This window comes from Qipengyuania sp. RANM35, assembly GCF_041021145.2.
Taxonomy (GTDB): Bacteria; Pseudomonadota; Alphaproteobacteria; order Sphingomonadales; family Sphingomonadaceae; genus Qipengyuania; species Qipengyuania soli.
This window is the reverse complement of the sequence record NZ_CM196433.1, coordinates 2,836,478-2,862,258: the sequence shown is the minus strand read 5'-3', so window position 1 is coordinate 2,862,258 and position 25,781 is coordinate 2,836,478. Positions and strand designations below refer to the sequence as shown.

Genomic DNA, 25,781 nt, shown 5'->3' with positions numbered 1-25,781 from the left:
CTCAGACCGGAAGGCCCTGCGAGATCGATGCGGCGAGGAGCTTGTTGTATTCGAGGTAGAGGGTTGCAAGGTCGGGCTGCGATACCACCGCATCCTTCACGATCTTCGTGCCCTCAGGCAGGGCTTCGCTGAATTCGGAGGCGGCGCGCGCCATGTGCCAGTCGGTGGTGACGAGGCGGACCGAGGAGAATTCGTTCTCCTTCATCCACTGCGCCGCTTCGCCGGCATTGCTGCGCGTATCGACCGCGAGGTAGCCCAGCTTGACGCAGCACCTCATCAACCGCCGGGGCACGTTGAACTCGGCGGCGAACTCACCCTCCTTCACTTCCGGGTCGACGCCCGAGACGAAAAGTTCCTTCGCCAGCCCTTCCTCGACGACCTCAATCCCGCGCGCGATCCGGCCCGGTCCGCCGGTCGGCACGATGACCGCGTCGGTCTTCTCGCCGGAGACGGGCTTGGGCAGCGTCACCGCGAAGCCGAGGAAGCCGAAAGTGTAGACAAGCAGCAGGGCCGCAACGAAACGCAGGATCACAACATTCTTCCGAGCGAGGACAGGACGGTCATGCGGGCCGTGTAGACCGCAATCGCAACCGCGAAAAGTGGAACCGTGGCCAGGATGATCCAGTCGGTGGTCCCTAGGCCTCCTCCCGCGACGAGCCCGGAATCAAGCGCTGCGAATTGCGCCCCCATCAGGAGGACGGCACCCGACCCGAGAACAAGTCCGAGCGCACCCCCCGCGATTGCGTCGAGCAGGATGGAACGCTGGAAGATGCGGGCGATCTGGTCGTCGTTTCCGCCCAGCAGGTGGACGATCTCGATCGTGTCGCGATTGGTCCCCAGCGCATTGCGCGCAGCCAGCCAGACTGCCGCCGCCCCGGTGAAGGCAAGCAGCAGGACGAGACCGAGCGACATCCAGCGCAAGGTCGACAGGGCGCGGAGGACCGGAGCCAGCCAGGTCGACTGTGCATCGATCCGTGCCGAAGGGGCCACACGGGCAAGCTTGCCGCGAAGGCCCTCTATGAGCGCTTCATTAGCTTCCTCGCGGAAACGCAGGTCGATGAGCGAGGGAAGCGGCAGGTTCTCGTCGCTTGCCCCGGCACCCAGCCAGGGTTCGAGCAGTTTCTCGACCTGGTCGTCGGGCAGCAGGCTGACCGTGGCGACCACGGGATCATCCGACAGGACGGCAACCGCAGCCTGCGCCTGCGCAGCGCGCGTTTCGCGGTTGGCATCGACGATCTGGACTGTCGCGCCGCCGGCAAGGTCGCCGCCCGCCCGTTCGACGAGGTTGGCGAGCGCAAGGCCCCCGCCCGCAGCAAGTACGGTCAGCGCGACCATGATCGCCATCACCCATGGCATCGGACCGCCCAGCCGGGCGCGGGGAAGCAGGTGCGCCGCACGCTTGCCGCGGAAGGGCGACAGGCCGCGCTCGACCGCGCGGGCCATGACCGGCGGCTTCTTCATGTGCCGGCCGCCACCCGACGCGGCGGATAACGCAACGCTCCGGTGGGATCCGACAAGGTGCCCTTGTCGAGCCGCATGATCAGTGATTCCGGCACCTTGCGGATTAGGTGGACGTCGTGGGTTGCCACCACCACGGTAGTGCCAAGCCGGTTCAGCGCCTCGAACAGGCGGATCAGCTTCAACGCCATTTCGGGGTCGACGTTACCGGTCGGTTCGTCAGCGACCAGCATGTCCGGACGACCGATAACCGCGCGGGCGATGGCGACGCGCTGCTGCTCGCCGCCGGAAAGCGTCGCGGGGCGGGCATCGGCGCGATGCGCCAGCCCGACCCATTCGAGCATGTCGCTGACCGGGCCCTGCAGGTCGGCCTCGCGCACACCCGATACCCGCAGGGGAAGCGCGACGTTGTCGAAGGCGGACAGGTGGTCGACCAGCCGGAAGTCCTGGAACACCACGCCCATGCGGCGGCGATAGGCGGGAAGGCGGTCGCGCGGCAGGGTAATGACATCGGTGCCGAACATGCGGATCGCCCCGCGCGAAGGGCGCTGGGCAAGGTAGAGCAGCTTCAACAGCGAGGTCTTGCCCGCACCGCTGGCCCCGGTGAGGAAGTAGAAGCGCCCGGGAAACAGGGTGAAGGAAATATTCGACAGGATCTCGCGGTCGGTGCCGTAGCGCAGCCCGACATTGTTGAACTGGACGATCTCGCTTTCCGCGCTGCTCATCGCCCGTTTGTCCCGTCACCGTGAAGTTTTATTGCGCCCGCCATCGTCACCAAGGCCTATAACCGCGCTTCGATGTGGAAAAAAGGCGCGATGCGGGGTTGCAAACAGGGCTCTCGCTTGTCGTGATTCGCGAGGCAGCTTAAGGCATTGAGCCAGGATGATCATTGCATGCCCCGCCTGCTCGACCCGCTACGTGGTCCCTGACAGTGCCATTGGCATCGAAGGTCGCACGGTCCGCTGCGCCAAATGCAAGCACAGCTGGTTCCAGGACGGACCGGATGTGGAGCGCCTGGTGGATGCGCCCATGGCTCCGTCGCCTGCGCCCGCCCCTCCGCCTCCGCCACCCCCGCCTCCTCCTCCCGCCGCGCCGGTCGTCGACGAAGAACCCGATGCGGACGAGGCAGCCGCGGATCAGGACTTCAGCTACGGCGGCAGTGTCGCCGCCGGTGCCGCAGCGGAAGATTTCCGGAGCGGTCCCGATTTCGACGAGACCGAACCGCCCTATGGCGACGTGCAGGACGATCTCCCCCCTCCGCCCGAGCCGGAGGAGGACGACTACGCCTCGCAATTCGACCACGCCCCGCCGTTCAAGCCGCGTCGCAACATCACCAAGATGTGGACCTATGCGGCGGCGATCTTCGCCGTTCTGGCTACCGGGGCAATCGTGGCGGTCAATTATGCCGGCGTGCCGGAATGGATGCCGATGTCGAAGCCGCTGTTCGGCGCGGCGCAGCCCGACCTCGAATTGTCTTTCCCGGTTGAGCAGCAGGAGCGCCGCACGCTCCCCAACGGCACCGAATTCTTCGGCGCACGCATCATCGTCAAGAACACCGCGCGCGAGACGCGCAATGTCCCGCCGATCCTGATCGTCCTGCGAGACCAGCGCGAACGGCGGGTTTACAGCTGGGTCGTGAACCCGCCGCAGCCCACTCTGGCCCCAGGCGAGGAAATGACGATCAACGAAGCCGTGACCGACGTGCCCAAATCGGCCGTTTATGCCGATATCGGCTGGGCCCCGCGCGGAATGTAAGAAAGGTCCTTGCGGGCCTCACGGCTCGCTGCTAGGGGCGCGCTCCTACCGACGGGAGCCCGCCTTCATGGCATTCCCGAGCAGGACTGTGTGCGGTCGTGGCGGAATTGGTAGACGCGCAACGTTGAGGTCGTTGTGGGCGAAAGCCCGTGGAAGTTCGAGTCTTCTCGACCGCACCAGACAGTCCTGAATTCCTCCCTGTCTCACAGTCTTACGATTTGCCCCGCGCGGCGCGCTCGGCTATCGGCGCGCGCAACGATATTACGCGAGCACGCCGAGGAGAGACCATGCGCGCGACCCCCGATTTCGACTTCCAGCTGGGCGATGCCGCGAACATGATTCGCGAAACCGTCGGCCGCTTCGCCGACGAACAGATCGCCCCCCTTGCCGAACGCGCCGACCGCGAGGACTGGTTTCCGCGCGAAGAGCTATGGACCGCCATGGGCGAACTCGGCCTGCATGGCATGACGGTAGAAGAGGAATGGGGTGGCCTCGGCCTCGGCTACCTCGAACACGTCATCGCGGTCGAGGAAGTCAGCCGCGCATCGGCCAGCATCGGCCTCTCCTACGGCGCGCACTCCAACCTCTGCGTCAACCAGATCCGCCGCTGGGGCAATGACGACCAGAAAGCCAAGTACCTGCCCAAGCTGATCAGCGGCGAACACGTCGGCTCGCTAGCCATGAGCGAGGCGAGCGCCGGTTCGGACGTCGTTTCGATGAAGCTCAAGGCAGAGGCGGTCCAAGGCGGCTATGTTCTCAACGGGACCAAGTTCTGGATCACCAATGCCCCCTACGCGGACACGCTTGTCGTCTACGCCAAGACCGATGGCCATGCGGGCTCGCGCGGCATTACTGCCTTCCTGATCGAAAAGGGCGACGAGGGATTCTCCATCGGACAGAAGATCGACAAGATGGGTATGCGCGGCAGCCCCACGAGCGAGCTGGTGTTCGACGACTGCCACATCCCCGAAGACCGCATCATGGGTCCGCTCAATGGCGGCGTCGGCGTGCTGATGAGCGGGCTCGATTACGAGCGCGTGGTCCTCGCCGGATTGCAGCTCGGAATAATGCAGGCGTGCCTCGACACGGTCATCCCCTACCTTCGCGAGCGCAAGCAGTTCGGCAAGCCCATCGGGTCCTTCCAGCTGATGCAGGCCAAGGTCGCCGACATGTATGTCGCCCTGCAATCGGCGCGCGCCTATACCTATGCGGTCGCCAAGGCCTGCGATGCGGGCCAAACCACCCGCTTCGATGCGGCCGGCACGATCCTCCTCGCGAGCGAGAACGCCTTCAAGATCGCCGCCGAGGCGGTCCAGGCGCTGGGCGGCGCCGGCTACACCAAGGACTGGCCGGTCGAACGCTATTTGCGCGACGCCAAGCTGCTCGACATCGGCGCTGGCACGAACGAGATCCGCCGGATGCTGATCGGCCGTGAACTAATCGGGGCTGCCGGTTAGGAGCCAGACCAAGGGGAGAGAGAACCATGACCAGACTGACTGCCATCATCCTGGGGATCATCTCACTGGCGATCGGAACGCCCGCCTCGGCCCGGGTCGAGACGATCATGGTTCATGGCCCCTCGATCGAAGGCAATCTCGAAGGCAACGAAGCCACGCGCAAGGTCCACGTGATCCTGCCCAGGAGCTATGACGAGGACACGAGTCGCCGGTACCCGGTCGTCTATTTCCTCCACGGCTTCACCGCGACCGCCGACCGCTACCTCGAAATGCTCGACCCCGACGATGCTGTGCAGTCGTTCGGCGGACAGGAGATGATCGTCGTCATTCCCGACAGCCACACCAAGCGCGGTGGCAGCTTCTATGCCTCGGGTTCGACGGTCGGCGATTTCGAGACCTTCATCGCGAAGGACCTCGTTGAGGCAATCGACACACGGTTCCGCACGATAGCGGACCGTGAGAGCCGCGGGCTGTCGGGCCACTCGATGGGTGGTTACGGCACACTGCGCATCGGGATGAAGCATCCCGACGTGTTCTCCTCGATCTATCCGATGGCGCCCTGCTGTACCCAGCCGCGCCCGTCACGCGAAGGCGATGCCAAGTACGAGACAATGGATCCGGACAAGCTGACGGCAGAGCAGTTCTGGGACTACGGATACTTCGCCTGGTCGGCAGCTTTCTCGCCCAACCCGCAGAACCCGCCCTATTACTGGGACCTCGGCACCAAGGACGGTGCGCCGAATACGCTGACCGTGGCACGCTGGGCGCACAATTCCCCGGCGGCGATGATTTCGCAGTACAGTGGAAACCTGAAGCGGATGGAAGCCATCGCGATGGATGTCGGCGAGCAGGATTTCCTCCTCGACGAGGTCAAGGCGATGCACGCCCAGCTCGACAATTTCGGCGTGACGCATGAATTCATGCTCTTCGAGGGCGACCACACCAACCGGGTCAAGGAGCGCTTCCGCAGCCAGCTCCTGCCCTTCTTTGCCAAGCACCTGGACCCAGAGGCCGAATGACTGCTCCCGCTCTCACCACCAAGCTCGACCGCGAAGCACCGGATGCCAAGGCGCGTTACGCGCACAACAAGGGCCTCGCCGACGATTTGCGCGCCAAGGTCGCCGATGCGGCGCTGGGCGGGCCGGAGAAGCACCGCGAACGGCATGTGAGCCGCGGCAAGCTGCTGCCGCGCGATCGCGTCGAGCGCTTGCTCGATCCGGGCTCGCCCTTCCTCGAGATCGGCCAGTTGGCTGCCAACGGCATGTACGAAGGTGATGTTTCGGGCGCCTCGATGATCGCGGGCATCGGGCGCGTTTCGGGCCGGCAGACGATGATCGTGTGCAACGACCCCACGGTGAAGGGCGGCAGCTACTACCCGATGACGGTCAAGAAGCACCTGCGCGCACAGGAAATCGCGCAGGAGAACCGACTGCCCTGCGTCTACCTCGTCGACAGCGGCGGCGCGAATCTGCCCTACCAGGCTGAGGTCTTCCCCGACCGCGAACATTTCGGGCGCATTTTCTTCAACCAGGCGAACATGAGCGCAGCTGGCATCCCGCAGATCGCCTGCGTCATGGGCAGCTGCACTGCGGGCGGGGCCTACGTGCCCGCCATGTCCGACGAGACCGTCATCGTGCGCGAACAGGGCACGATCTTCCTCGCCGGCCCGCCCCTGGTGAAGGCCGCCACGGGCGAGGAGATCAGTGCCGAGGACCTTGGCGGCGGCGATCTCCACGCAAAAAAGTCCGGCGTGGTCGACCACCTCGCCGAAAACGACGAGCATGCGCTCACCATCGTTCGCGACATCGTCAGCCACCTCGGCGCGAATGCCGGCGCGGCGAAGGACGTAGAAATTCGCGAACCCCGCGCGCCCAAGTTTGATGCCGAGGATCTCTACGCGCTCATCCCCGAGGATGTCCGCGCACCATATGACGTGCACGAGGTTATCGCCCGCATCGTCGACGGCAGCGAGTTCCACGAGTTCAAGCAGCATTACGGCAGCACGCTGGTCTGCGGCTTCGCCCATATCTGGGGGATGCCGGTGGCGATTCTTGCCAACAATGGCGTGCTGTTCTCCGAGAGCGCGCAGAAGGGCGCACATTTCATCGAGCTTGCCTGCCAGCGGCGCATACCGCTGCTGTTCCTCCAAAACATCTCGGGCTTCATGGTCGGCGGGAAATACGAGGCCGAAGGCATCGCCAAGCATGGCGCCAAGCTAGTGACCGCCGTCGCCACCGCCTCCGTGCCCAAGGTCACCGTGGTCATCGGCGGCAGCTTCGGCGCAGGCAATTACGGCATGTGCGGACGCGCCTATTCCCCGCGCTTCCTCTTCACTTGGCCCAATGCCCGCATCTCGGTGATGGGCGGCGAGCAGGCCGCATCGGTCCTCGCCACCGTCCACCGCGATGCCGAGAGCTGGACTGCTGAACAGGCCGAGGAATTCAAGGCTCCGATCCGCCAGAAATACGAGGACGAGGGCAATCCCTACTACGCCACCGCGCGCCTTTGGGATGACGGCGTGATCGACCCGGTGCAGACTCGCGACGTCCTCGGTCTCGCCTTCGCCGCAGCGCTCGAGGCACCTATCGCCGAACGGCCGCAATTCGGCGTATTCCGCATGTAACCCTTGGAACGTGCGGCGTTCCTGCACGTATCGTTTTCATACGAGGGGCTTGGACGGGGTTCAGGAGAACTCCCATGGAAGGCCAAACCACTGCCATTTTGGTCGTCGCACTTGTCGTGCTTGCCGGTCTCATCGCCGGCTGGCTGCTGATGCAGCGGCGGCGCACAGATCACCTGCGCAATCATTTCGGCGAGGAATACGACCGCGTAGTCGAAACGCATGGCAATGCCCGCAAGGCGGAAGCCGACCTTGAGGCGCGCGAAAAGCGGGTTGCCAAATTCGACATCCGCCCGCTGACCCCTGCCGAGCACGACCGCTTTGCCGGTCAGTGGCACGATGCCAAGGCGCTGTTCGTCAACGATCCGACGGCTGCGGTCGACAAGTCGGACGATCTCATCACCGAGGTGATGAAGACGCGCGGCTATCCCGTCACCGATTTCGAGCACCGTCACGCCGACCTCACCGTCGAGCATGGGGATGTCGCCAAGCACTACCTCGCCGGTCATGAGCTGAGCGAACGCGCCGAAGCCGGCGATGCTTCGACCGAGGACCTGCGCCTGGCGATGACGCATTTCGAGAACCTCTTCGACCGCCTCGTCGACGACGTCGGTGCCGAACATCGCGATGCGAAGGTCGTCGAGGAAGCGTAATCGACGCTTCCCTCGATCGATTTCTACAGATGGCGGGCCCCGGCGGGCTCGCCATTTGTTTTTTTGGTGCTAGGCATCCGGGCAGGGGAAGAGAGAATGCCGACCGATCCAAACCGCAAGCCTTCGCTGCTCAGCCGCATCGTGCGCAGGTTGCTCGTCGCGCTTTATCGCTGGAAGGGCTGGAAGCTGGAAGGCGGCAGGCCGGATTGCGACAAGTTCATCATCCTCGGCGCGCCACACACTTCGAACTGGGATTTCATCTTCTTCCTCGGCGCGACCAACGAGCTTGGCATCCGTCCGAGCTTCATGGGCAAGATGAGCCTGTTCAAGTGGCCCGCAACCAATTTCATGCTCGACATGGGTGGCATCCCGGTCGACCGGTCGAAGCGCGCCAATTACGTCGAGCAGGTGGCGGATGCCTTCGCCCGCGCGAAGGATCTTGCCCTCGTCATCGCGCCCGAAGGTTCGCGCACCTTCAAAGGTGACTGGAAGAGCGGCTTCTACCACATAGCCATGGCCGCAGGCGTGCCGATCGTGCCGGCATGGGTAAACAACCAGACCATGCGCGGCGGCCTGGGCGATCCGATCATGCCGACGGGCGACTACCCGGCCGACTTGGCGAGGATCATCGCCTTCTATCGCGCGAAACGACCCGACTGCGATCGTTTCGCCATTATCGAGAACAAGCTGATTGCCGAACGGGGGAACGAGGCATGATTCTGGAAGCACTCATTGCGAACGCGGCCATCCTGCTCGGCGTGACTCTCATCTTGTGGGTGGTTGCAGTCCAGATCGACGACGTGTCCTTCATCGACAGCTTCTGGGGTGGCGGGATGGCGCTGATGGCTTTTGCCAGCTGGATGCAGCTCGCCGAGCCGGGTCCACTGGCCACATTGCTGATGGCGATGGCCGTCGCCTGGGGAGCGCGGCTGTGCATCTACCTCTTCTTCCGCTGGCGCCACGAAGGCGAGGACAAGCGCTACGAGAGAATGCTGCGCAAGGACCGTGAAAAGGGGAATTTCGCCGTGGCAGCCCTGACCCGGATATTTCTCGGCCAGGCCATACTGCTCTTCATGGTGTCGAGCCCGGCGCAATACGGAATCCTCGAAGCGGGATCCGCGGAACCGGTCAGCGGGCTCGCGCTCATCGGGCTCGCCGTCTGGGTCATCGGCATCTTCTTCGAGTGGGTGGGCGACTGGCAGCTGGCCCGGTTCAAGGCCGACCCGGCGAACAAGGGCCAGGTCATGGACCGCGGCCTGTGGCGCTACACGCGCCACCCCAATTACTTCGGCGATGCCTGCGCCTGGTGGGGCATCTGGATTGCCAGTTCTTCCGCCGGATGGTGGGTCGCCGCCGCGACCATCATCGGCCCGCTCTTCCTGACCTTCACGCTGACAAGGTGGTCGGGGGCCCCGCTGCTTGAGGGTGGAATGAAGAAATCACGCCCCGGTTACGAGGAATACAAGCGTCGTACTTCGGGGTTCTTCCCGCGTCCGCCTCGCAAGTCGTAAGAAAAAGCGTAATCAAGGGGCTTTAACCTCCCCGCCGAAGCCCTAAATGGGCAGCAGGCCGAGACGGGAGTGTTCTGCCTTGAGCGATGAGGATCTCGACGAACTGCGCCAGCGATTTGCGCGCGAAGCCATGGCGCTGATGGAGCGACGAGGCGAGGAAGTGACGCGCGCCAAGCTCGCCGCCGAACTGGGCGTTACCCGCACGCGGGTGGAAAGCGTGTTTCCCGAAGAACGGGACCTGCTGGAGGCCGTGACCGGCGAATGGTTCGCGCCCAAGCTCGCCGTGATGGACGAGGTCATGGCTACCGACCTGCCGCCACGCCGCAAAATGTACGAATTCTTCGTCCGCCGCTTCCAGTTGCTGCGCGAGAACTACAGGACCGACCCCGCCAGCTTCATGCTTTATGTCGAGATGGGAGAGCGCTATTTCGAATATGCGCAGGGCTATATCGACCTCGCCGACCACTATCTTTGCGAGTTGATCGTCGAAGCACAGGCTGAAGGGCATTTCGAGGGCCTGGAGATCAACATGGTTCTGTCGCTGATCAACCAGTCGATCGTGTCCTATATCCAGCCCTACCTCATCGCGATGATCGGCGAGCGACTGACCGAGGACAAGCTGGCCTACCTGATCGACGCTCTGTTCGACGGGCTAAGCGCGACCGACCGCGGTGCAAAGGGCACCAAGGGCCTGCGCGCCGCCTGAACCCTTTTTAGGGAAATTCCGTTTTCCTACATGCTTGAGTGTGATTAACCGATTTGGCTCCTTTTGATTCGGGAGCCAACCAATGTCACCACACCGCGTCCCAATCGAAGCCCCCGGTGGCTTCGCGCCCGTCATGGCGATCGGACAGGAAGACGGGGCGGGCAAAATCGCCCTCGTTTCGAATGCCGCGCCCCTACCCACCGTATCCCTCGCTCCCGCTGCACCCTCCCCGCTTGAAGGCTCGACAGGAATTTCGACGGTCGTCGGGCCCTTCGCTCCGGCCGCATTTGCTCCCGTCTACCTGACTCTCTCGGGCGATTGGCAGGGCTTGGTCAGGGTCATGCGATCCACCGATGGCGGAACCACCCTCCACCCACTTACCATCGGCGGGGTCTCATGGGCCGCATACGCGGGCAATGCGTGCGAACCCGTCTGGGCCGAAAGCGATAGCTCCGCCGCCCTCTACCTCGAACTCGCACCGAAAAGCGGAACCATAACCTATCGGGTGTCGCAATGAGCGCGCTCGGCCTATCCGCGCTGGGACTAGCAAGCCGCACCGCACAACTCCAACCGGCACTCTACGCCGAACTGGCCAACCGTAGTCCGGCAGCCGATGTGCTCACTTTGGAGAGTGGCGGATACACCGAGGCTGGCAAGGGGGCAGCGCGCTATGTCGCCGATGCGCTTGCGGACGCGGCTCTGGTGGCTGCTCATCCGCGTTTCGCCTTCACCACTGCCAACAGCCGTCATTTCAGGCTGCTGCCGGATGCCGGCGCCTTGTCGGTCGAGCAAGGTGGAGCAATAGGCGGCGGGGCCGTCGACGATCGCGATGCGATCCAGGCAGCGATCGATTACGCCGAAGCCATCGAAGCTCGCGAAGTTCGCTTCGAGGCAGCTCGCTACCGGGTCGACTGTCCGGTACGAAGTTCGCCTGCGCTCGCGACCCGCGCCGAGGACGGGCACCCACTCGTCGTCCGCAGATCGCTCTCCCTGCGCGGCTGCGCCGCCACACGGACCGTGCTCGACTTCCGTGCGCATGGCGGCGGCGATCCCGACACGAGCTGGCAGGCTGTGTCGACGTCCTCGACCGATGCCACGCCCGCCGTGTGGCGCGGTGGCGGTCTCTACATACAGGGGGACGTCGAGCGCCCCGAACCCGCCGCACGAAAGATTGCCCGGCTCGAGCTCGACAGGCTGGTGTTCAAAGGCAATCGCAGTCGCACAGGCACATACACCTATCCCGCCGACACCGCGACTGGGGACGGCTGGGACATCACCGACAAGGGCTTCTGGCTACAGGACGTATACGTCGGCGAAGTGATCTGCCGGGATACCGACTTCATCGGATGGCGCGGCGAAATCTTCTACGCCGTGGGTGCCGACGACGCGATCGAACAGCTCACACTGACCCGTTGCCGCATGCTGACGGGCAATGGCAACGGCCTCAATCTCGGTTGCGACCCGGTTGTGGCAGCAGAAGACTGCGAGTTCGGCGACTGCAAGATCGCGCAGGAAGACACCGGCAAGCGCCGCGGGCACTTCCGCAATTGCCTGTGGCGGGATTGCGAATATGTCTGGATCGGAGGCGGTTCGACGAACGGGCGCCTCTACAGCTACAAGTACCCGACCCGATACGAGGTCGCGCCAGTCCCTTCCACCCAGCTGCAGGATTGCAGGTTCGAGGATTGCGGCTTGGTCTGGGTCAACAGCTGGGTTTCGGGCCGAATCCGGACGGTCGACACGACCGTCGCGCTCAGCACGACCCATGGCCAGGCGCTGCGCGACGTGGACCTTGAGATCGATGCATGGCTCGACCGCGGGTCCGCCATCCACGCCTTCGCCCTTTATGGCCCCGCTTCGCTGACCGATCCGGTCGAAGGAGCACCTGCCGGGATCTATCGCCAGCCACCCAAGGGCATCCGCGCCAAGGTGCGCCACTTCCGTTCTGCCCTGGCGCAGGAAGTGGGGCGCGAATGGCTCGGTGTGCTGTGGACCGGGTTCATCGACCGATCCTGCCGCATCCAGGCCGAAGGTGAATTCGGCAATGCCCGGTCACCCAATGGCATGGACGATCCGCTGTCCTTCCCCTTTGTCCGGTTTGACGGTGGCAATGCGACCACGGCCTATACCGCGCATGGCTTCTACAAGGTGGCGACGCTCTCGGCGGCAGGCGTGCTCAAGCCGGCAGGTCCTGCAATGGCCGTGTCAGTCGCCAGCGAGGTCGATCTGCCAATGACGCTGCCCGGTAATCCGCGCGCAGGTGCAGCCTACGGCTATGCCGACGGGCAGGTGCTGCGCATCGTGAAGCAGTACGACACCGGCAGCGTGACCTTTACCAAGGGCGCGAGCGTCAACATGGCCATGCTTGCCACCCGGGTCCTCGACAAGGCATTCGACTGGGTTGAATTCAGCTACAACCGCACCCTCTCGCGCTGGGAGGAATGCGGCTTCGGGTCCTACGGCTAGGCTTCTTCCATGCCCTCGACCGGGGATCCTTCGCGCTGTTCGCGCAGGATCCCCCAGGAAGCGAGGAACAGGCCTGCGACAAGCGGGCCCACGACGATCCCCGACAGGCCCAGCAGCGCAATACCGCCCAGTGTGGTCACGAGGATGAGCCAGTCAGGGATTCCCGTATCGCGCCCGACCAGCATGGGGCGAAGGACATTGTCGGCCATGCCGATGACCGCGACGCCCGAGACGATGACCACGACGCCCTGCCAGATTGCTCCAGTGGCGAGGAGGTAGATGGCGGCGGGTACCCAGACGATCGCCGGTCCCACTGCCGGGAGCAGCGACGCGATCGCCATGATGACTCCAAGCAGGAAAATGGAAGGGATGCCGACTATCCAAAAGGTGAGCGCACCCAGGGCCCCCTGCACCAGCCCGACGACGACCGAACCCTTGATGGTCGCGCGAACGATGCCGAGGAAACGTTCTGCCAGCCGGTCCGCGATTGCCCGTTCGAACGGCAGGGCGCCGAGGACTGCCTCCGCAATACGGCGCCCGTCGCGCAGCATGAAATAGCTGACGTAGAGCGCGATGCCGAAGGCGAGGACGTAACCGAAGACGCTTCCGCCGATCGCCAGCGCCTGTGCCGCGATTAGGCCGAGACTGGCCTGCACGAATTCCTGGGCCCGCGCCTGCAGCGCCGCAAGGTCGCCCCATCCCGATGCATCCATCGACGCACGAATGTTCGCCGGCAGGAGGCCCTGCACCTGTTCGAACCAGTCGGAAACGTTGATCCGTCCTTCCTGGAACGCGACCACCAGTCCGGCAGCCTCTTCGACCACGGCGCTGCCGATGAGGAAGGCCGGCAGGACCACTGCGACCGCGATGACCAGCAAGGTCGCCAGAGCCGCCTGGTTCTCGCTCCTGGGATTGCGGGTGAGAAACCAGCGAAACAGCGGCTGGAACATGATCGCCGCCAGGACTGCCCACAGCATCGGCTGCGCGAATGGCAGCACCACGACCAGAAGGGCCAGTGTCACCAAAGCGAGGAAAAGGAGAAATCCGCCTCGCTCGAGTGACCTGTCCTGCATGCCCCGCCCCTGCCGTATCAGACGTCGAGATTGGCGACGTTGAGCGCGTTCGACTGGATGAACTCGCGGCGCGGTTCGACCACATCGCCCATCAGGCGGGTGAAGATCTCGTCGGTGACGTCGGCATCCTCGACCTTGACCTGCAGAAGGGCGCGGTTGTCGGGATCGAGCGTGGTCTCCCAAAGCTGCTCGGCGTTCATTTCGCCGAGACCCTTGTAGCGCTGGATCTTCTGGCCCTTGCGTCCGGCGGCCATGACTGCCTCGAGCAACTGCGTCGGCAGGGTGATGGCTCCGTCGATCTGGACCGGAGCCTCGACCTCGGCTTCGTCACCGTCTTCGCTCTCCTCGATCGCGTCTTCCGGACCGCCGCGGGTCAGGCGGACGGGGCCGGAATAGACGTCAGCGAATTCGGCGGCGAGCTTGTGCAGCTTGCGCGCCTCGGCACTGTCGAGGAAGCCCGGCTCGATCTCGTGCACGTCGGTCACCCCGCGCCAGGCGCGGAAGAAACGGACGAGGCCATCGGCGCCGATCTCCGCGCTCCAGCGCGCTTCGGGATCGCCCATCTGGAGGTGCGCCGCCGCGCGCGACAGCGCAGCAGAGCGGTCGCCACCCGCCGGGTCGAGCGCGCCTGACAGCGCCATCGCCTCGATCAGCGCTGGCGCATACTTGCGCGGTGCGAAGCCGAGGAGGTTGCGCATGCGCAGGCCGTGGCGGACCAGCCCTTCAAGCTCGGTCCCGCTACGCGCACCGCCCTGCGTTTCGAGGATACGACCCTGGAGGCCCGCCCCGATCAGGTACTCGTCATATGCCGCCTGGTCCTTGAGATAGACCTCCGACTTGCCGCGGGTGACCTTGTAGAGCGGCGGCTGGGCGATGAAGAGGTGCCCGGCCTTGATGATCTCGGGCATCTGGCGGTGGAAGAAGGTCAGCAGCAGCGTGCGGATATGCGCGCCGTCGACGTCGGCGTCGGTCATGATGACGATCTTGTGATAGCGCAGCTTTTCGAGGTTGAACTCGTCGCGCAGGCCCGTGCCCATTGCCTGGATCAACGTGCCGACTTCCTTCGACGAAATGATCCGGTCGAAGCGCGCGCGCTCGACGTTGAGGATCTTGCCCTTGAGCGGCAGGATCGCCTGGGTCTTGCGGTCGCGGCCCTGCTTGGCCGAACCGCCTGCGGAATCACCCTCGACCAGGAAGAGTTCGCACTTGGTCGCGTCGCGTTCCTGACAGTCGGCGAGCTTGCCGGGGAGCGAAGCGATGCTCATCGCGCCCTTGCGGCTCATCTCGCGCGCACGGCGGGCGGCTTCGCGAGCGGCGGCGGCATCGATCACCTTCTGGATGATCGCCTTGGCCTCGTTCGGATTTTCCTCGAGCCATTCGCCCATCTTCTCGCCCATCAGGCTCTCGAGCGGCTGGCGGACTTCCGAGGAAACCAGCTTGTCCTTGGTCTGCGAAGAGAACTTGGGGTCGGGCAGCTTGACCGAAACGATCGCGGTCAGGCCTTCGCGCATGTCTTCGCCCGAGAGGCTGACCTTTTCCTTCTTCATCATCCCCGACGCTGTCGCGTAATTGTTCAGCGTGCGGGTCAGCGCAGCGCGGAACGCAGCGAGGTGGGTGCCGCCATCACGCTGCGGGATGTTGTTCGTGAAGCAGAGCACGTTCTCGTAGTAGGAATCGTTCCATTCGAGTGCGACGTCGATGCCGATGCCATCCTTCTCGGCCGAAACCGCGATGGGGTCGGAGACCAGCGCCTGCTTGTTGCGGTCGAGCCACTTCACGAAGGCCGCGATGCCGCCTTCGTAGAAGAGGTTGTGCTCGGCCACTTCCTCGTGCCGCTTGTCGCGCAGCAGGATGCGCACGCCGGAGTTGAGGAAGGCGAGTTCGCGATAGCGGTGCTCGAGCTTGTCGAAGTCGAACTCGATGACGTTCTTGAAAGTCTCTTCCGAGGCCTTGAAGGTCACGCGCGTGCCCTTCTTGAAGCCGTTGGCGTCGGAATTGCCCTCGACCTTCGGCGCATCGCCAACGACGCGCAGGCTCTCGACCGCATCGCCGTGCTCGAAGCGCATCCAGTGCTCCTTGCCGTCACGCCAGATGGTCAGCTCGAGCCATTCGGAAAGCGCGTTCACGACCGAAACACCCACGCCGTGGAGGCCGCCCGACACCTTGTAGGCATTGTCGTCGCTGGTGTTCTCGAACTTACCGCCGGCGTGCAGCTGGGTCATGATGACCTCGGCCGCCGAGACGCCTTCTTCCTTGTGCATGTCGACCGGGATGCCGCGGCCATTGTCCTCGACACTGACCGAACCATCGGGGTTCAGCTCGATGAGAACGAGGTCACAATGCCCCGCCAGCGCTTCGTCGATCGCGTTGTCGGAAACCTCGAAGACCATGTGATGGAGACCCGATCCGTCGTCGGTATCGCCGATATACATGCCGGGCCGTTTGCGAACCGCGTCGAGGCCCTTGAGGACCTTGATCGAATCTGCGCCATACTCGCCATTCTGGCGCTGTTTTTCAGGGGGATTTTGGGTGTTCTCGTCCATGCCGAGTATATAGGCTTCGAAGGCGTGAATCCCAAGCTTTCCCGCCCCTCAACCGGGCGTTTTCCACGACTGGCGGATGGCCTTATTCGCCAGTCGGAACGCTCTCCGCGCCTCCGCGGTCGAATGCCCGGCGAAAATGCACCGAACCCTGCCACACGGTGGCATGGAACAGGTCGGGCATTTGTGCCCTCTCCTCGGCCGAAAACTGCGTTGCATGGCATTGCGTGGAGGCCCGGGCGGTGGCCAGGTCCTGTGCGTTGTAGGCATAGGAAACCGGCAGGCGCGAAGGGTCTGTCACGGCCCAGTCCTGCATCTGCGGGATCGGCGGCAGGCTGCCAGCGGCTATGCCGGGATAGAAGAGCTCCGCACCGCTTGCGGGAGATGCCTGCACCAGCTGCGTGACGATGGCACTGACGATGCGATGGTCGCCATGGCCGTATCCGCCGTCGGGGCCTCAGGTCAGGATCACGTCATAGGGATGTTCGCGCAATATGGTCCCGAGATCGTTGGCCAGCTTGCGCGCCGGACTTTCGGAATCCTGCGGTCGGTCGGTAAGGGTGCCGTCGCCATGATCGAGGAAGAGGACGGTCCGCACTCCGAGGGCCCGGGCCGAACAATTCGCCTCGGCCTTGCGCACCTCGGCCAGTGATGCGCCCTTTTCCATGCCGGAGACTCCCGGCCCCTGGTCACCGCTGGTGGCGTAGATGAATGTCACATTCGCGCCCTCGCGCGCGGCGCGGGCGATGGCCGGCGCCATGACCAGCTCGTCATCGGGATGGGCGAGGATGACGGCGACCTCGCGCGGCGCGTCACGCTCCTCTTGCGCGCTGGCGGAATGCGACAGGGTCAGCGCAGCGAGCACGGCGATGGTATATTTCATTGGTCTCTCCCGAGCCTGAGGTATCGCGCAGTCAGGAGACGGGCGCAAACCGTTTCGCTTGTAACCGGTTGACGCATGAGGGCGGGCGGCGCATCGCGCTTGGCCATGCTGTCAGTGCTCGACATCTTCCGGATCGGGATCGGCCCCTCATCCTCGCATACCGTCGGACCCATGCGCATTGGCGGGATGTTCGTGCGCTCGCTGGCACGTGGCGGCAGACTGGAACGCGTGGCGCGGATCACCGTGGAATTGCAGGGCTCGCTGGCACTGACGGGCGTCGGGCACGGCACTGTCGATGCGAGCGTGCTCGGCCTTGCCGGTTTCGTGCCGGAGGAAACCTGCCCGGACGATGCCGCTGCCGCCCTGCTCCGTATCCGCGATGCCGGGACCCTGGCGCTGGGCGGCGAGCATCCGATCGGCTTCGACATTGCCCGAGACATCGATCTTGCGGGCCACATCCTTCCCGAACTGCATCCCAACGGCATGAAGCTGGTTGCCAGCGATGCCGGTGGCGAGGTGTTGCTCAAGCGGACCTACTACTCCACCGGCGGCGGCTTCGTCGCCTCGGAAGCCCAGTTGAAGCGCAAGCCGGAAGGCGACCGGGTCGCCACCGGCACCAGCGTCCCGCACGATTTCGGCTCGGCGGAAGAACTCCTGGCGATCTGCGCTGGGACGGGCCTCGCCATCTCCGACATCGTCCTGGCGAACGAAGATGCCATGCGGCCACGCGATGACACGCTGGCGGGCATCGACCGCATCGCCGAGGCGATGGACCAGTGCATCGACCGCGGCCTGCACCAGCGCGGCACGCTGCCCGGCGGCCTCAAGGTCGCCCGCCGCGCACCCGACCTGTGGGACAAGCTTTCGGCCAACCCTCAGTCGAACGAGCGCGAGCAATTGTTCGACTGGCTCAACTGCTTTGCCATGGCAGTGAACGAGGAGAACGCCGCAGGCGGTCGCGTCGTCACCGCGCCGACCAATGGCGCTGCAGGCATCATCCCGGCCGTCATCCGCTTCTATTGCGAGGACGAAGGCGCGCGGTGCACCGACAAGCGCCGCATCTTCCTCCTCACCGCCGGAGCCATCGGCCTGCTCTACAAGCAACGCGCCAGCATCTCGGGCGCCGAGATGGGCTGCCAGGGCGAAGTCGGGGTGGCCTGCTCGATGGCGGCTGGCGGGCTTGCGGCCCTGTGGGGGGCAAGCCCGGCGCAAGTTGCCTGCGCGGCGGAGATCGGCATGGAGCACAACCTCGGCCTGACCTGCGATCCCGTCGGCGGGCTGGTGCAGGTCCCTTGCATCGAGCGCAACGCCATCGGCGCGGTCAAGGCGGTCAACGCCGCCCGCCTCGCGCTCCACAGGACCGAGGCCGAAACCTGCGTCAGCCTCGACCAGGTGATCGAGACCATGCGCCAGACCGGACTCGACATGTCCTCCAAATACAAGGAAACCAGCCAGGGGGGACTCGCGGTCAACGTGATCGAATGCTGAGGCCCCGCTGGGGAGAAGGCAGATGATCGGACGTATCCTCGCATCGGTGGCAGCGCTGGCGTTTGCGACACCGGGCACGGCTCAGGCTCAGGAATTGCGCCCCGACCAGCAGGCCTTCACGCAGATGATGAAGGGGCTGGTGGAGATCGACACCTCGCTTCCCAACGGCAGCTGCACTCGCGCCGCGGCCTACATGGCCGACCAGATGAAGGCGGCGGGCTTCACCGATGACGAACTGACCCTCTTCGCGACCGCGGCGAGCCCCGAGGAAGGCGGCCTCGTCGCCGTGCTTCCCGGCTCCTCGAAGAAGGACAAGCCGATCCTCCTCATCGCGCACATCGACGTCGTCGCCGCCAAGCGCGCCGACTGGGAGCGCGATCCCTTCGTCATGGTCGAAGAGGACGGTTACTACTACGCCCGTGGCATCTCCGACACCAAGGCGCTAGCCGCGATCTGGGCCGATACGCTGATGAAGTATCGCACGGCGGGCAAGAAGCCGCGCCGCGCCCTCAAGATGGCGCTGACTTGCGGCGAGGAAACCAATGGTGCCTTCAACGGGGCAGAGTGGCTGGCGGCCAACAAGCGCGATCTCATCGATGCCGAATATGCGCTCAATGAAGGCGGCGGCGGGGCAACCGATGGCAAGGGCAAAGTCGTCGAGCAGGCGGTGCAGGTGGGCGAGAAGACCTTCGCAACCTTCCTCCTCGAAACGCGCAATCCGGGCGGACACAGCTCGGTCCCGCGGCCCGACAATGCGATCTACGACCTAGCCCATGCGCTGGTGAAACTGTCGACGCATGAATTCCCCCTGGAGTTCACCGACACCACGCGTGCCTATTTCCGCGATGCGGGCGCCGGGCGCGGTGACGACATGGGCAAGGCCATGGTCGCCCTCGCCAACGACCCGACCGACAAGGCAGCCGAAGCCCTCGTGAACACCGATGCCTTCCTCCATTCGAATCTTCGCACGACCTGCGTCGCGACCATGCTCGAGGCGGGGCATGCGCGGAACGCGCTGGCCCAGCGTGCCGGAGCTTATGTGAACTGCCGCATCTTCCCCGGACACAGCATCGAATCGATTCGCGACGAGCTTGCAGCGGTGGTCGACAATCCTGCGGTCAGCTTCACCATCCTTCCACCCAAGCGGCCTTCGCCCCCCAACCCGCCGCTCGACCCCAAGGTCATCGGGCCGATGAAGACGCTGGCAGCGAAGTACTGGCCCGGCGTGCCGCTGGTGACGCAGATGGCCAATGGCTACACCGATGCGACCTTTCTCGGCGCGGTCGGCATCCCGACCTATGGCGTCCCGGGAATGTGGGGCGATCCCGACGGCAACGGTGTTCACGGGCTCAACGAGCGCATGGAAGTGCGCTCGGTCATGATCGGGCGCGACTACCTCCAGGAACTGGTCGCCAAGCTCGCGAACTGAGAGGCCACCGGAACCTCCGGCCCTGTCGCGCGGTTAGCACGGCAGGTCGAAGAGGATGTTCCGATGCGCCTCACCAGTTTGCTGCTGTCCATAATTTCCCCGGTCTTGCTCTCGGGCTGTGCGGATATTCCGCGCGATCCCGGTGAAACGCTCGACCGGGTCCGCGAGCGCGGGACGATCAGGCTTGGCGAGATCGAAGGCGCGGAACCCGACCCAGAGTCCGAGCGCACGCTCGACCGGCTGGCGCAGGAGACGGGCGCAAGGATCGTCCGCATCAAGGGCCATGGTGAGGAACTGCTCGAAGGCCTCGAAGAGGACCGCGTCGACCTGGTCTACGGCAGGTTCGCCGATGATTCCCCCTGGGCCACCGCGGTCTATTTCGGGACGCCGCCCGGGGGGCCCGACAAGCCTCCGAAATCCATGCGCGTCGCGCGGTTCGCCTTCCGCCTCGGCGAGAACGGCTGGATCACCAAGGTCGAGGAGGCAGCGAAGTGAGCGGCATTCCCCAACCCATCCGCCACGATTTCGAACACGGCAAGAAACTCGAATGGTGGACCATTTTCTGGACCGGCACAGTCATCGTGGTGATGTATTTCACCATGGGCGCGAGCCAAGCGATGCAGAGCGCGCTGATCGAGGACTTTCTCAGCCTGATCCCCGCCATCACCTGGCTGGTCGCCGCGCGGTTCGAACCCCGCGCGCCGACGGAGAAGTATCCCTACGGCTTCGTCCGGGTGAACAGCCTCGCCTTCCTTGTCTCGGCGGTGGCGTTGGCCCTCGTCGGAACCTTCGTATTCTACGAGAGCGCCAGCACGCTGCTGATGGGTGAGCACCCGACTGTCCCACCCGTCAGTATCTTCGGGCAAGATATCTGGCTCGGCTGGCTGATGATCGCCGCGCTGGTCTATTCGATTTTTCCCCCCGTCATCCTAGGCCACAAGAAACAGCCAGTCGCGCAGCGGCTGCGCGACAAGGTGCTGCATACCGACGCCTTGATGCAGAAGGCCGACTGGCAAACGGGGCTTGCAGGCATTCTCGGAATCGTCGGCATCGGGCTCGGCTACTGGTGGGCGGACAGCGCGGCGGCGCTGTTCATCGCCGTGTCGATCCTCAAGGACGGCATCGACAACGTTCGCATCGCGAGCGCGGAACTGCTCGACGGGGCGCCGCGACAGCTCGAAGGATCGGATATTTCGGGCGAGGCGATGCGGCTCGAGAAGCGGTTGCTGGACTTGTGGCCCGATTGCGATGTGCGCATCCGGGAATCGGGCCGATACCTCTTTGCCAGCGTCGAAGGCATGGCAACGCCGGACCAACTCCCCCCGGCAAAGGAGCTGATGGGTGGAGATCCTGCATGGCGATTGGGAAGGCTAACCTTTTCACCCGACAAGAAGGATGAGCCGGCCGGTGCAAGCTGACCACTCGACAGGTCCGGATTCGCAGTTAGTCTGCTGCTCATGGGAGAGACACAGACCGCCGCCTTGCTTGCCGAGCCCTTCGGCAACTTCCCCGCAATCATCGCGCTGAACGCGTCCGCACTTGGCGACCAGATCGCCATGCGCGACGACGAGGGCCAACTTACCTGGGCCGAACTCGGCGAGAGGGTGGAGCGCATCGCGGCCCGCCTTCTCGAAGATGGCCTGCAGCGCGGGCAATCGGTCGCCATCCTCGGCTATTCGTCGATCCCCTATGCGCTCGTCTTCCTCGCCGCCGTGCGCGCCGGGGGCGTCGCCGCGCCGCTGACAACCAGCGCCAGTCCCGAACAGCTGGCCGGCATGGCGAAGGATTCGGGCGCCAGGCACATCTTCATCGACCGGGCGAAGCTGACGGAACTGGGCGATGACTGCTTCCCGCAGCTGACCCGCATCATCCTCGACGAGGAGCTCGACGGCTGGATGGCACCCGCTGGAACCAAAGCGCCGGCTTTCGAGCCGCAACCGGGCGACCCGTTCAACATCATCTATTCCTCCGGCACGACGGGTATTCCCAAGGGCATCGTTCATTCGCACCAGATGCGTTGGCGCCAGTTTGCAGCGACCGCGTCGAGCTGGCTCGAGAGCGGGCTTCCGGTGCGCAGCCTTGCCTCGACCCCGCTTTATTCGAACACCACCATGGTGGCCTTCCTCCCGCCACTGCTCGCTGGCGGGACGGTGCGCGTGATGCGCAAGTTCGATGTGGGCCGTTGGCTCGAGCACGCGCAGGCCGACGCGACCACGGTGACCATGCTGGTCCCCGTGCAGTACCGCCGCCTGATGCAGGAGCCGCGCTTCGACGAGTTCGACCTGTCGCCACTGCAGGTGAAGTACTGCACCTCCGCCCCATTTCCCGCGGACCTCAAGCGCGAAGTGCTCGACCGGATGCCGGGTACGCTGATCGAAATCTATTCGATGACCGAGGGCGGGGTCGTCTGCCTGCTCGAAGCGCACAAGTTCACCGACAAGCTTCACACCGTCGGCCGCCCCGCGCCGGGCAGCGAGTTGAAAGTGCTCGATGACGAAGACCAGCCGGTCCCGCCGGGCACGCCGGGCAATCTCATCGGGCGCAGCCAGACGATGATGATGGGTTACAAGAACCAGCCCGAAAAGACGCGCGAGGGATACTGGACCGATCCGGAAACGGGCGACGTGTGGCAGCGCATGGGCGACATCGGCCGGGTGGACGAAGAAGGCTTCGTCGAACTTGTCGGGCGCGCCAAGGACATGATCATCTCCGGCGGCTTCAACATCTTCCCCGTTGACCTCGAGGACGAGCTGTCGAAGGAGGATGACGTGGTCGAAGCAGCGGTCATCGGCGTCCCGAGCGAGCGCTGGGGCGAGACTCCGGTCGGCTTCGTGACGCTGCGGGCCGGCGCGCGCGATTGCGAGGAAATCCGTGCAGCGGTCAATGCGCGGCTGGGCAAGACCCAGCGCCTCGCCCTGCTCCATCCGATCGAGGAAATGCCGCGCAGCCATATCGGCAAGCTGCTCAAGACCGAACTGCGCGAAGAAGCCGCACGGCGCGGATTGCCCGCCTGACGCGCCCCATTTGCAATTGCCTGACTTAACGCGAATAATCGCCGGAGGAGGCCAACAGGCCCGGCGAGTCGCGCTACATTGGCAGCAATGGAGGCGCAGCAGTGGGGGAGCGCCGTTACAGGGCATTCCTTAGTTACAGCCATCGGGACAGGCAGGTGGCGGAGTGGCTGCACAAGCGGCTCGAAAACTATCGCCTGCCGCCCGGACTCGTCGACCATTCGCGCAGCGCCTTGCGCCCGATCTTCAAGGATCGCGAGGAACTGCCTGCCTCGGACAATCTCGGCGAGGCTATCGAGGGTGCAATAGCACGCAGCGAAGCGCTGATCGTGCTGTGCTCTCCCTCCGCCGCCGTCTCTCCCTGGATCGCCAAGGAAATCGACTGCTTCAAGCGCCTGCATGGCGACAGCCGGGTATTCCTGGCGCTGGTCGATGGCGAGCCGCCCTACAACATCCCGCCGCCGCTGCTGGTCCACTACAACGACGGTAAGCCGACCGAGGAGCGGACCGAACCCATCGCGGCCGACCTGCGCCCCGAGGGCGATGGCAGGCGGCTGGGCGTCGAGAAGCTGGTAGCCGGCATCGCCGGGGTCGAACTCGACGATCTGGTCGATCGCCAGACGCGACAGCGCAACCGGCGAATGGCCGCCATTTCCGCTCTGTCGCTGGTCGGCATGGTCATCGCCATCGGCCTTGCGCTCTACGCCCTCAAGCAACGCGATGCCGCGCGCGACGAACGGGCGCAGGCGAACGGGCTGGTCGAGTACATGCTCACCGACCTGCGCAAGCAGTTGGAGCCCGTCGGTCGGCTCGACCTGCTCGATGGCGTCGGCGCGAAGGCGATGGACTATTACGCGGCGCAGAATCTCGACAGCCTCAATGCCGACGAACTGGGTCGCCGCGCCCGCGCGGTGCAGCTGGTCGCGGAGATCCACAATTTGCGCGGGGACAACGAAAAGGCCCTGCCCGCCTTCCGCGAGGCCGCCCGCACCACCAGCGAATTGCTGGCGCGCAATCCTGACGACCCCCAGCGCATGTACGACCATGGCCAGAGCATGTTCTGGGTCGGCTACATCGCCTGGCAACGCGGCCAGATGGACGAGGCGAAGCGCGCGATGGAAGGCTATGCCGACATCTCGAAACGGCTGGCCGCCAAGGATCGCAAGAACCTCGACTGGCAGATGGAGGAGGCATATTCCTACTCCAACCTCGGCACGCTGGAGAGCGATGCCGGGCGCTTCTCCAAGGCCCTGCCGCTCTTCCAGCGCAGCGTGGCCATCATCAGCAAGGTCGCCAGGGAAGAGGGGCGACCGGCCGCACGCCTGATCGAACTGGGCGAAGGTCTCAGCTGGGTCGCGACCGAGCAGAACTACCTCGGCGACTTTGCCGCTTCGACTGCCACGCGGCGGCAGGAAATCGCACTCTACAACGAGGTGATGAAAGCCGAGCCGGACAATTACGACGCGATGCGCTCACGCGTTTTTGCGCGCAGCGAGATGGGCTGGCTGCTGGGCCAGATGGGTCAGCGCGGCGAGGCGCGGACCTTCCTCGAAGCGGCCGTCGCCGATGCAAGGGTGCTCCTCGAGCAGGACCCCGAAAACACAATGACGAAGGAGATGTCCAACGCTGCCTTCGAGAATCTCGCCCAGCTCGACTGGCGCGAAGGGAAGACTGCGGACGCCACGCGCAACTTCGATCGTGCGGGGGCTCTCATCGCCGACCTCAGGCGCCGCGATCCGGCCAACAAGGACTGGAACCTGCAACGCCCGGCTTCGCTCGAACTGACGCGCGCGCTTACCGATCGCAGCGGCGGATCGTCTCAGGAACTGGCCGCCACCGCCGGCGGCTGGCTCAAGAAACTCGACCGCAAGGACCCGGCCCTGCAATGGCAGGTCATCGCCGCGCAAATTGTCGATGCCCTCGCGAAGACGCGCCGCGGCGACACTGCCGGGGCTGCTGCTGCCTATGCGCGCGCCATTGCGGTCGAGAGCGAAGGCGAGGGAGTGAACGTCAATGCCCTCGCCTTGCGGGCCGTTGCCGCCGAGAGGCTCGGCCAGGCGGACCTCGCGGCGCAGTTGCGCGCCACCTTGCGCGAGCGACGCGCCGATCCGGCGATCGACGACAGAATCCCGAGGAGCTGAAACACGAGTACGTGAAAGAGGAGAAGGTTATGACGCTTCAAGTCGTGGTCAATGTGATGGCGGACAACCTCCGCTGGAACCCGAGCAAGGGCTGGTACGCGGCCACCTTCATCTTCCAGCAGGTCTCCCCGCTCAGTCCCATCGTCGTCGACAAATTCGGCAACATCAACCTGCCCAAGGCGAAGGTCACCGATGCCATCGAGGTGACTTACAACTGGGCCTCGACTGCGGTGGAAATCGATGGTGATCTCTATCCTGCTGTGGTTGCCGATCCGCCGGGCGAAAGCTTCTGGGTCTTGCCCGGCAATGCCAAGCCGAATGCCACCAACAAGGGCTCGCCAAATGGCGGGGACCTCAGCGTTCCCAACGGGACCGGGCCGGACAAGCTCATCCTGAACAACGCGAACCAACCCAACAAGGTCTATACCTATTGCTTCGCAGTGAAGGTCGGGATCGATGGCGGGCAGTGGCTGGTGGCCGATCCGAAGATCGTCAACACCGGCACCTCGCGGCTCTATTCCTACCAGAGCCCGAACCAGGCGAACTGAGGACGAGGCGGCGTTCGAGGCGCGGCGCCGACACTAGGGGGG

The 25,781-nt window shown here is 64.6% G+C and carries 24 protein-coding genes and 1 tRNA gene; 18 read left to right on the top strand and 7 right to left on the bottom strand.

Features of this window, described 5'->3' with window-relative positions:
- Position 1 precedes the first annotated feature (1 nt).
- Genes RAM60_RS14310 through ftsE form a run of 3 tightly spaced genes read right to left on the bottom strand, consistent with a single transcriptional unit; the run spans position 2 to position 2,183 of the window.
- Positions 2–532, bottom strand: coding sequence for a YdcF family protein (locus RAM60_RS14310; RefSeq protein ID WP_369026201.1), 531 nt, complete (start codon positions 530–532; stop codon positions 2–4).
- Positions 529–1,461, bottom strand: a complete 933-nt coding sequence (locus tag RAM60_RS14305) for a cell division protein FtsX (RefSeq protein ID WP_369026202.1) — start codon at positions 1,459–1,461, stop codon at positions 529–531. The genes RAM60_RS14310 and RAM60_RS14305 overlap by 4 nt, the downstream gene beginning before the upstream one ends.
- A complete protein-coding gene (gene ftsE, locus RAM60_RS14300; RefSeq protein WP_369026203.1) occupies positions 1,458–2,183 on the bottom strand; it encodes a cell division ATP-binding protein FtsE in 726 nt (241 codons plus the stop codon). Before ftsE ends, RAM60_RS14305 begins: the two co-directional genes overlap by 4 nt.
- A 157-nt stretch (positions 2,184–2,340) precedes the next feature.
- On the opposite strand from ftsE, the gene RAM60_RS14295 reads away from it, so the two are divergent.
- The 11 genes from RAM60_RS14295 (at position 2,341) to RAM60_RS14245 (ending at position 12,626) form a co-directional block, all read left to right on the top strand.
- Positions 2,341–3,213, top strand: a complete 873-nt coding sequence (locus RAM60_RS14295; protein ID WP_369026204.1) for a zinc-ribbon domain-containing protein — start codon at positions 2,341–2,343, stop codon at positions 3,211–3,213.
- Positions 3,214–3,305: 92 nt separating this feature from the next.
- Positions 3,306–3,392: transfer RNA gene (locus RAM60_RS14290), tRNA-Leu, on the top strand.
- Positions 3,393–3,500: 108 nt separating this feature from the next.
- Positions 3,501–4,670: an isovaleryl-CoA dehydrogenase gene (locus tag RAM60_RS14285; protein WP_369026205.1), complete on the top strand. Its 1,170-nt coding sequence runs from the start codon at positions 3,501–3,503 to the stop codon at positions 4,668–4,670.
- 26 nt (positions 4,671–4,696) lie between these two features.
- Entirely contained in the window at positions 4,697–5,689 is a 993-nt protein-coding gene (locus RAM60_RS14280) for an alpha/beta hydrolase (RefSeq protein WP_369026206.1), read from the top strand.
- Positions 5,686–7,293, top strand: coding sequence for a carboxyl transferase domain-containing protein (locus tag RAM60_RS14275; protein WP_369026207.1), 1,608 nt, complete (start codon positions 5,686–5,688; stop codon positions 7,291–7,293). Before RAM60_RS14280 ends, RAM60_RS14275 begins: the two co-directional genes overlap by 4 nt.
- Before the next feature lie 74 nt (positions 7,294–7,367).
- The gene (locus RAM60_RS14270; protein WP_369026208.1) at positions 7,368–7,943 is read left to right on the top strand and encodes a hypothetical protein; all 576 of its coding nucleotides are present in this window, start codon (positions 7,368–7,370) and stop codon (positions 7,941–7,943) included.
- 96 nt (positions 7,944–8,039) lie between these two features.
- The gene (locus tag RAM60_RS14265) at positions 8,040–8,660 is read left to right on the top strand and encodes a lysophospholipid acyltransferase family protein (RefSeq protein ID WP_200981975.1); all 621 of its coding nucleotides are present in this window, start codon (positions 8,040–8,042) and stop codon (positions 8,658–8,660) included.
- Positions 8,657–9,454 (top strand): DUF1295 domain-containing protein, encoded by a 798-nt coding sequence (locus tag RAM60_RS14260; protein WP_369026209.1) that lies wholly within the window; start codon positions 8,657–8,659, stop codon positions 9,452–9,454. Before RAM60_RS14265 ends, RAM60_RS14260 begins: the two co-directional genes overlap by 4 nt.
- 79 nt (positions 9,455–9,533) lie before the next feature.
- Positions 9,534–10,160, top strand: coding sequence for a hypothetical protein (locus RAM60_RS14255; RefSeq protein WP_246449846.1), 627 nt, complete (start codon positions 9,534–9,536; stop codon positions 10,158–10,160).
- Positions 10,161–10,242: 82 nt separating this feature from the next.
- On the top strand, positions 10,243–10,677 hold the full coding sequence (locus RAM60_RS14250) for a hypothetical protein (RefSeq protein ID WP_369026210.1): 435 nt from the start codon (positions 10,243–10,245) through the stop codon (positions 10,675–10,677).
- Positions 10,674–12,626 (top strand): hypothetical protein, encoded by a 1,953-nt coding sequence (locus RAM60_RS14245; RefSeq protein WP_369026211.1) that lies wholly within the window; start codon positions 10,674–10,676, stop codon positions 12,624–12,626. The genes RAM60_RS14250 and RAM60_RS14245 overlap by 4 nt, the downstream gene beginning before the upstream one ends.
- Here the strand turns inward: RAM60_RS14245 and RAM60_RS14240 are convergent.
- From RAM60_RS14240 to RAM60_RS14225, 4 genes are all read right to left on the bottom strand, one after another.
- The gene (locus tag RAM60_RS14240) at positions 12,623–13,699 is read right to left on the bottom strand and encodes an AI-2E family transporter (RefSeq protein ID WP_369026212.1); all 1,077 of its coding nucleotides are present in this window, start codon (positions 13,697–13,699) and stop codon (positions 12,623–12,625) included. The genes RAM60_RS14245 and RAM60_RS14240 overlap by 4 nt on opposite strands.
- Positions 13,700–13,716: 17 nt before the next feature.
- Positions 13,717–16,242, bottom strand: coding sequence for a DNA topoisomerase (ATP-hydrolyzing) subunit B (gyrB, locus tag RAM60_RS14235; RefSeq protein ID WP_369026213.1), 2,526 nt, complete (start codon positions 16,240–16,242; stop codon positions 13,717–13,719).
- 82 nt (positions 16,243–16,324) lie between these two features.
- On the bottom strand, positions 16,325–16,633 hold the full coding sequence (locus RAM60_RS14230) for a hypothetical protein (protein ID WP_369026214.1): 309 nt from the start codon (positions 16,631–16,633) through the stop codon (positions 16,325–16,327).
- Positions 16,634–16,696: 63 nt separating this feature from the next.
- Positions 16,697–17,122, bottom strand: a complete 426-nt coding sequence (locus RAM60_RS14225) for a PIG-L family deacetylase (RefSeq protein ID WP_369026215.1) — start codon at positions 17,120–17,122, stop codon at positions 16,697–16,699.
- A 105-nt stretch (positions 17,123–17,227) separates the two neighbouring features.
- Between RAM60_RS14225 and RAM60_RS14220 the strand changes: the two genes are divergently transcribed.
- The 7 genes from RAM60_RS14220 (at position 17,228) to RAM60_RS14190 (ending at position 25,739) form a co-directional block, all read left to right on the top strand.
- Positions 17,228–18,610, top strand: a complete 1,383-nt coding sequence (locus tag RAM60_RS14220) for an L-serine ammonia-lyase (RefSeq protein WP_369026216.1) — start codon at positions 17,228–17,230, stop codon at positions 18,608–18,610.
- Positions 18,611–18,632: 22 nt separating this feature from the next.
- Positions 18,633–20,039 carry a M20/M25/M40 family metallo-hydrolase gene (locus RAM60_RS14215; RefSeq protein ID WP_369026217.1) on the top strand — a complete coding sequence of 469 codons (1,407 nt, stop codon included), beginning with the start codon at positions 18,633–18,635 and terminating at the stop codon, positions 20,037–20,039.
- Between the two features lie 63 nt (positions 20,040–20,102).
- The gene (locus RAM60_RS14210) at positions 20,103–20,534 is read left to right on the top strand and encodes a hypothetical protein (protein WP_369026218.1); all 432 of its coding nucleotides are present in this window, start codon (positions 20,103–20,105) and stop codon (positions 20,532–20,534) included.
- Positions 20,531–21,457 (top strand): cation diffusion facilitator family transporter, encoded by a 927-nt coding sequence (locus tag RAM60_RS14205; protein ID WP_369026219.1) that lies wholly within the window; start codon positions 20,531–20,533, stop codon positions 21,455–21,457. The genes RAM60_RS14210 and RAM60_RS14205 overlap by 4 nt, the downstream gene beginning before the upstream one ends.
- A 39-nt stretch (positions 21,458–21,496) precedes the next feature.
- Positions 21,497–23,053: a class I adenylate-forming enzyme family protein gene (locus tag RAM60_RS14200; RefSeq protein ID WP_369026220.1), complete on the top strand. Its 1,557-nt coding sequence runs from the start codon at positions 21,497–21,499 to the stop codon at positions 23,051–23,053.
- Positions 23,054–23,154: 101 nt separating this feature from the next.
- Positions 23,155–25,191 (top strand): TIR domain-containing protein, encoded by a 2,037-nt coding sequence (locus RAM60_RS14195; protein WP_369026221.1) that lies wholly within the window; start codon positions 23,155–23,157, stop codon positions 25,189–25,191.
- A 29-nt stretch (positions 25,192–25,220) separates the two neighbouring features.
- Positions 25,221–25,739 carry a hypothetical protein gene (locus tag RAM60_RS14190; RefSeq protein ID WP_369026222.1) on the top strand — a complete coding sequence of 173 codons (519 nt, stop codon included), beginning with the start codon at positions 25,221–25,223 and terminating at the stop codon, positions 25,737–25,739.
- The last annotated feature ends 42 nt before the right edge of the window (positions 25,740–25,781 follow it).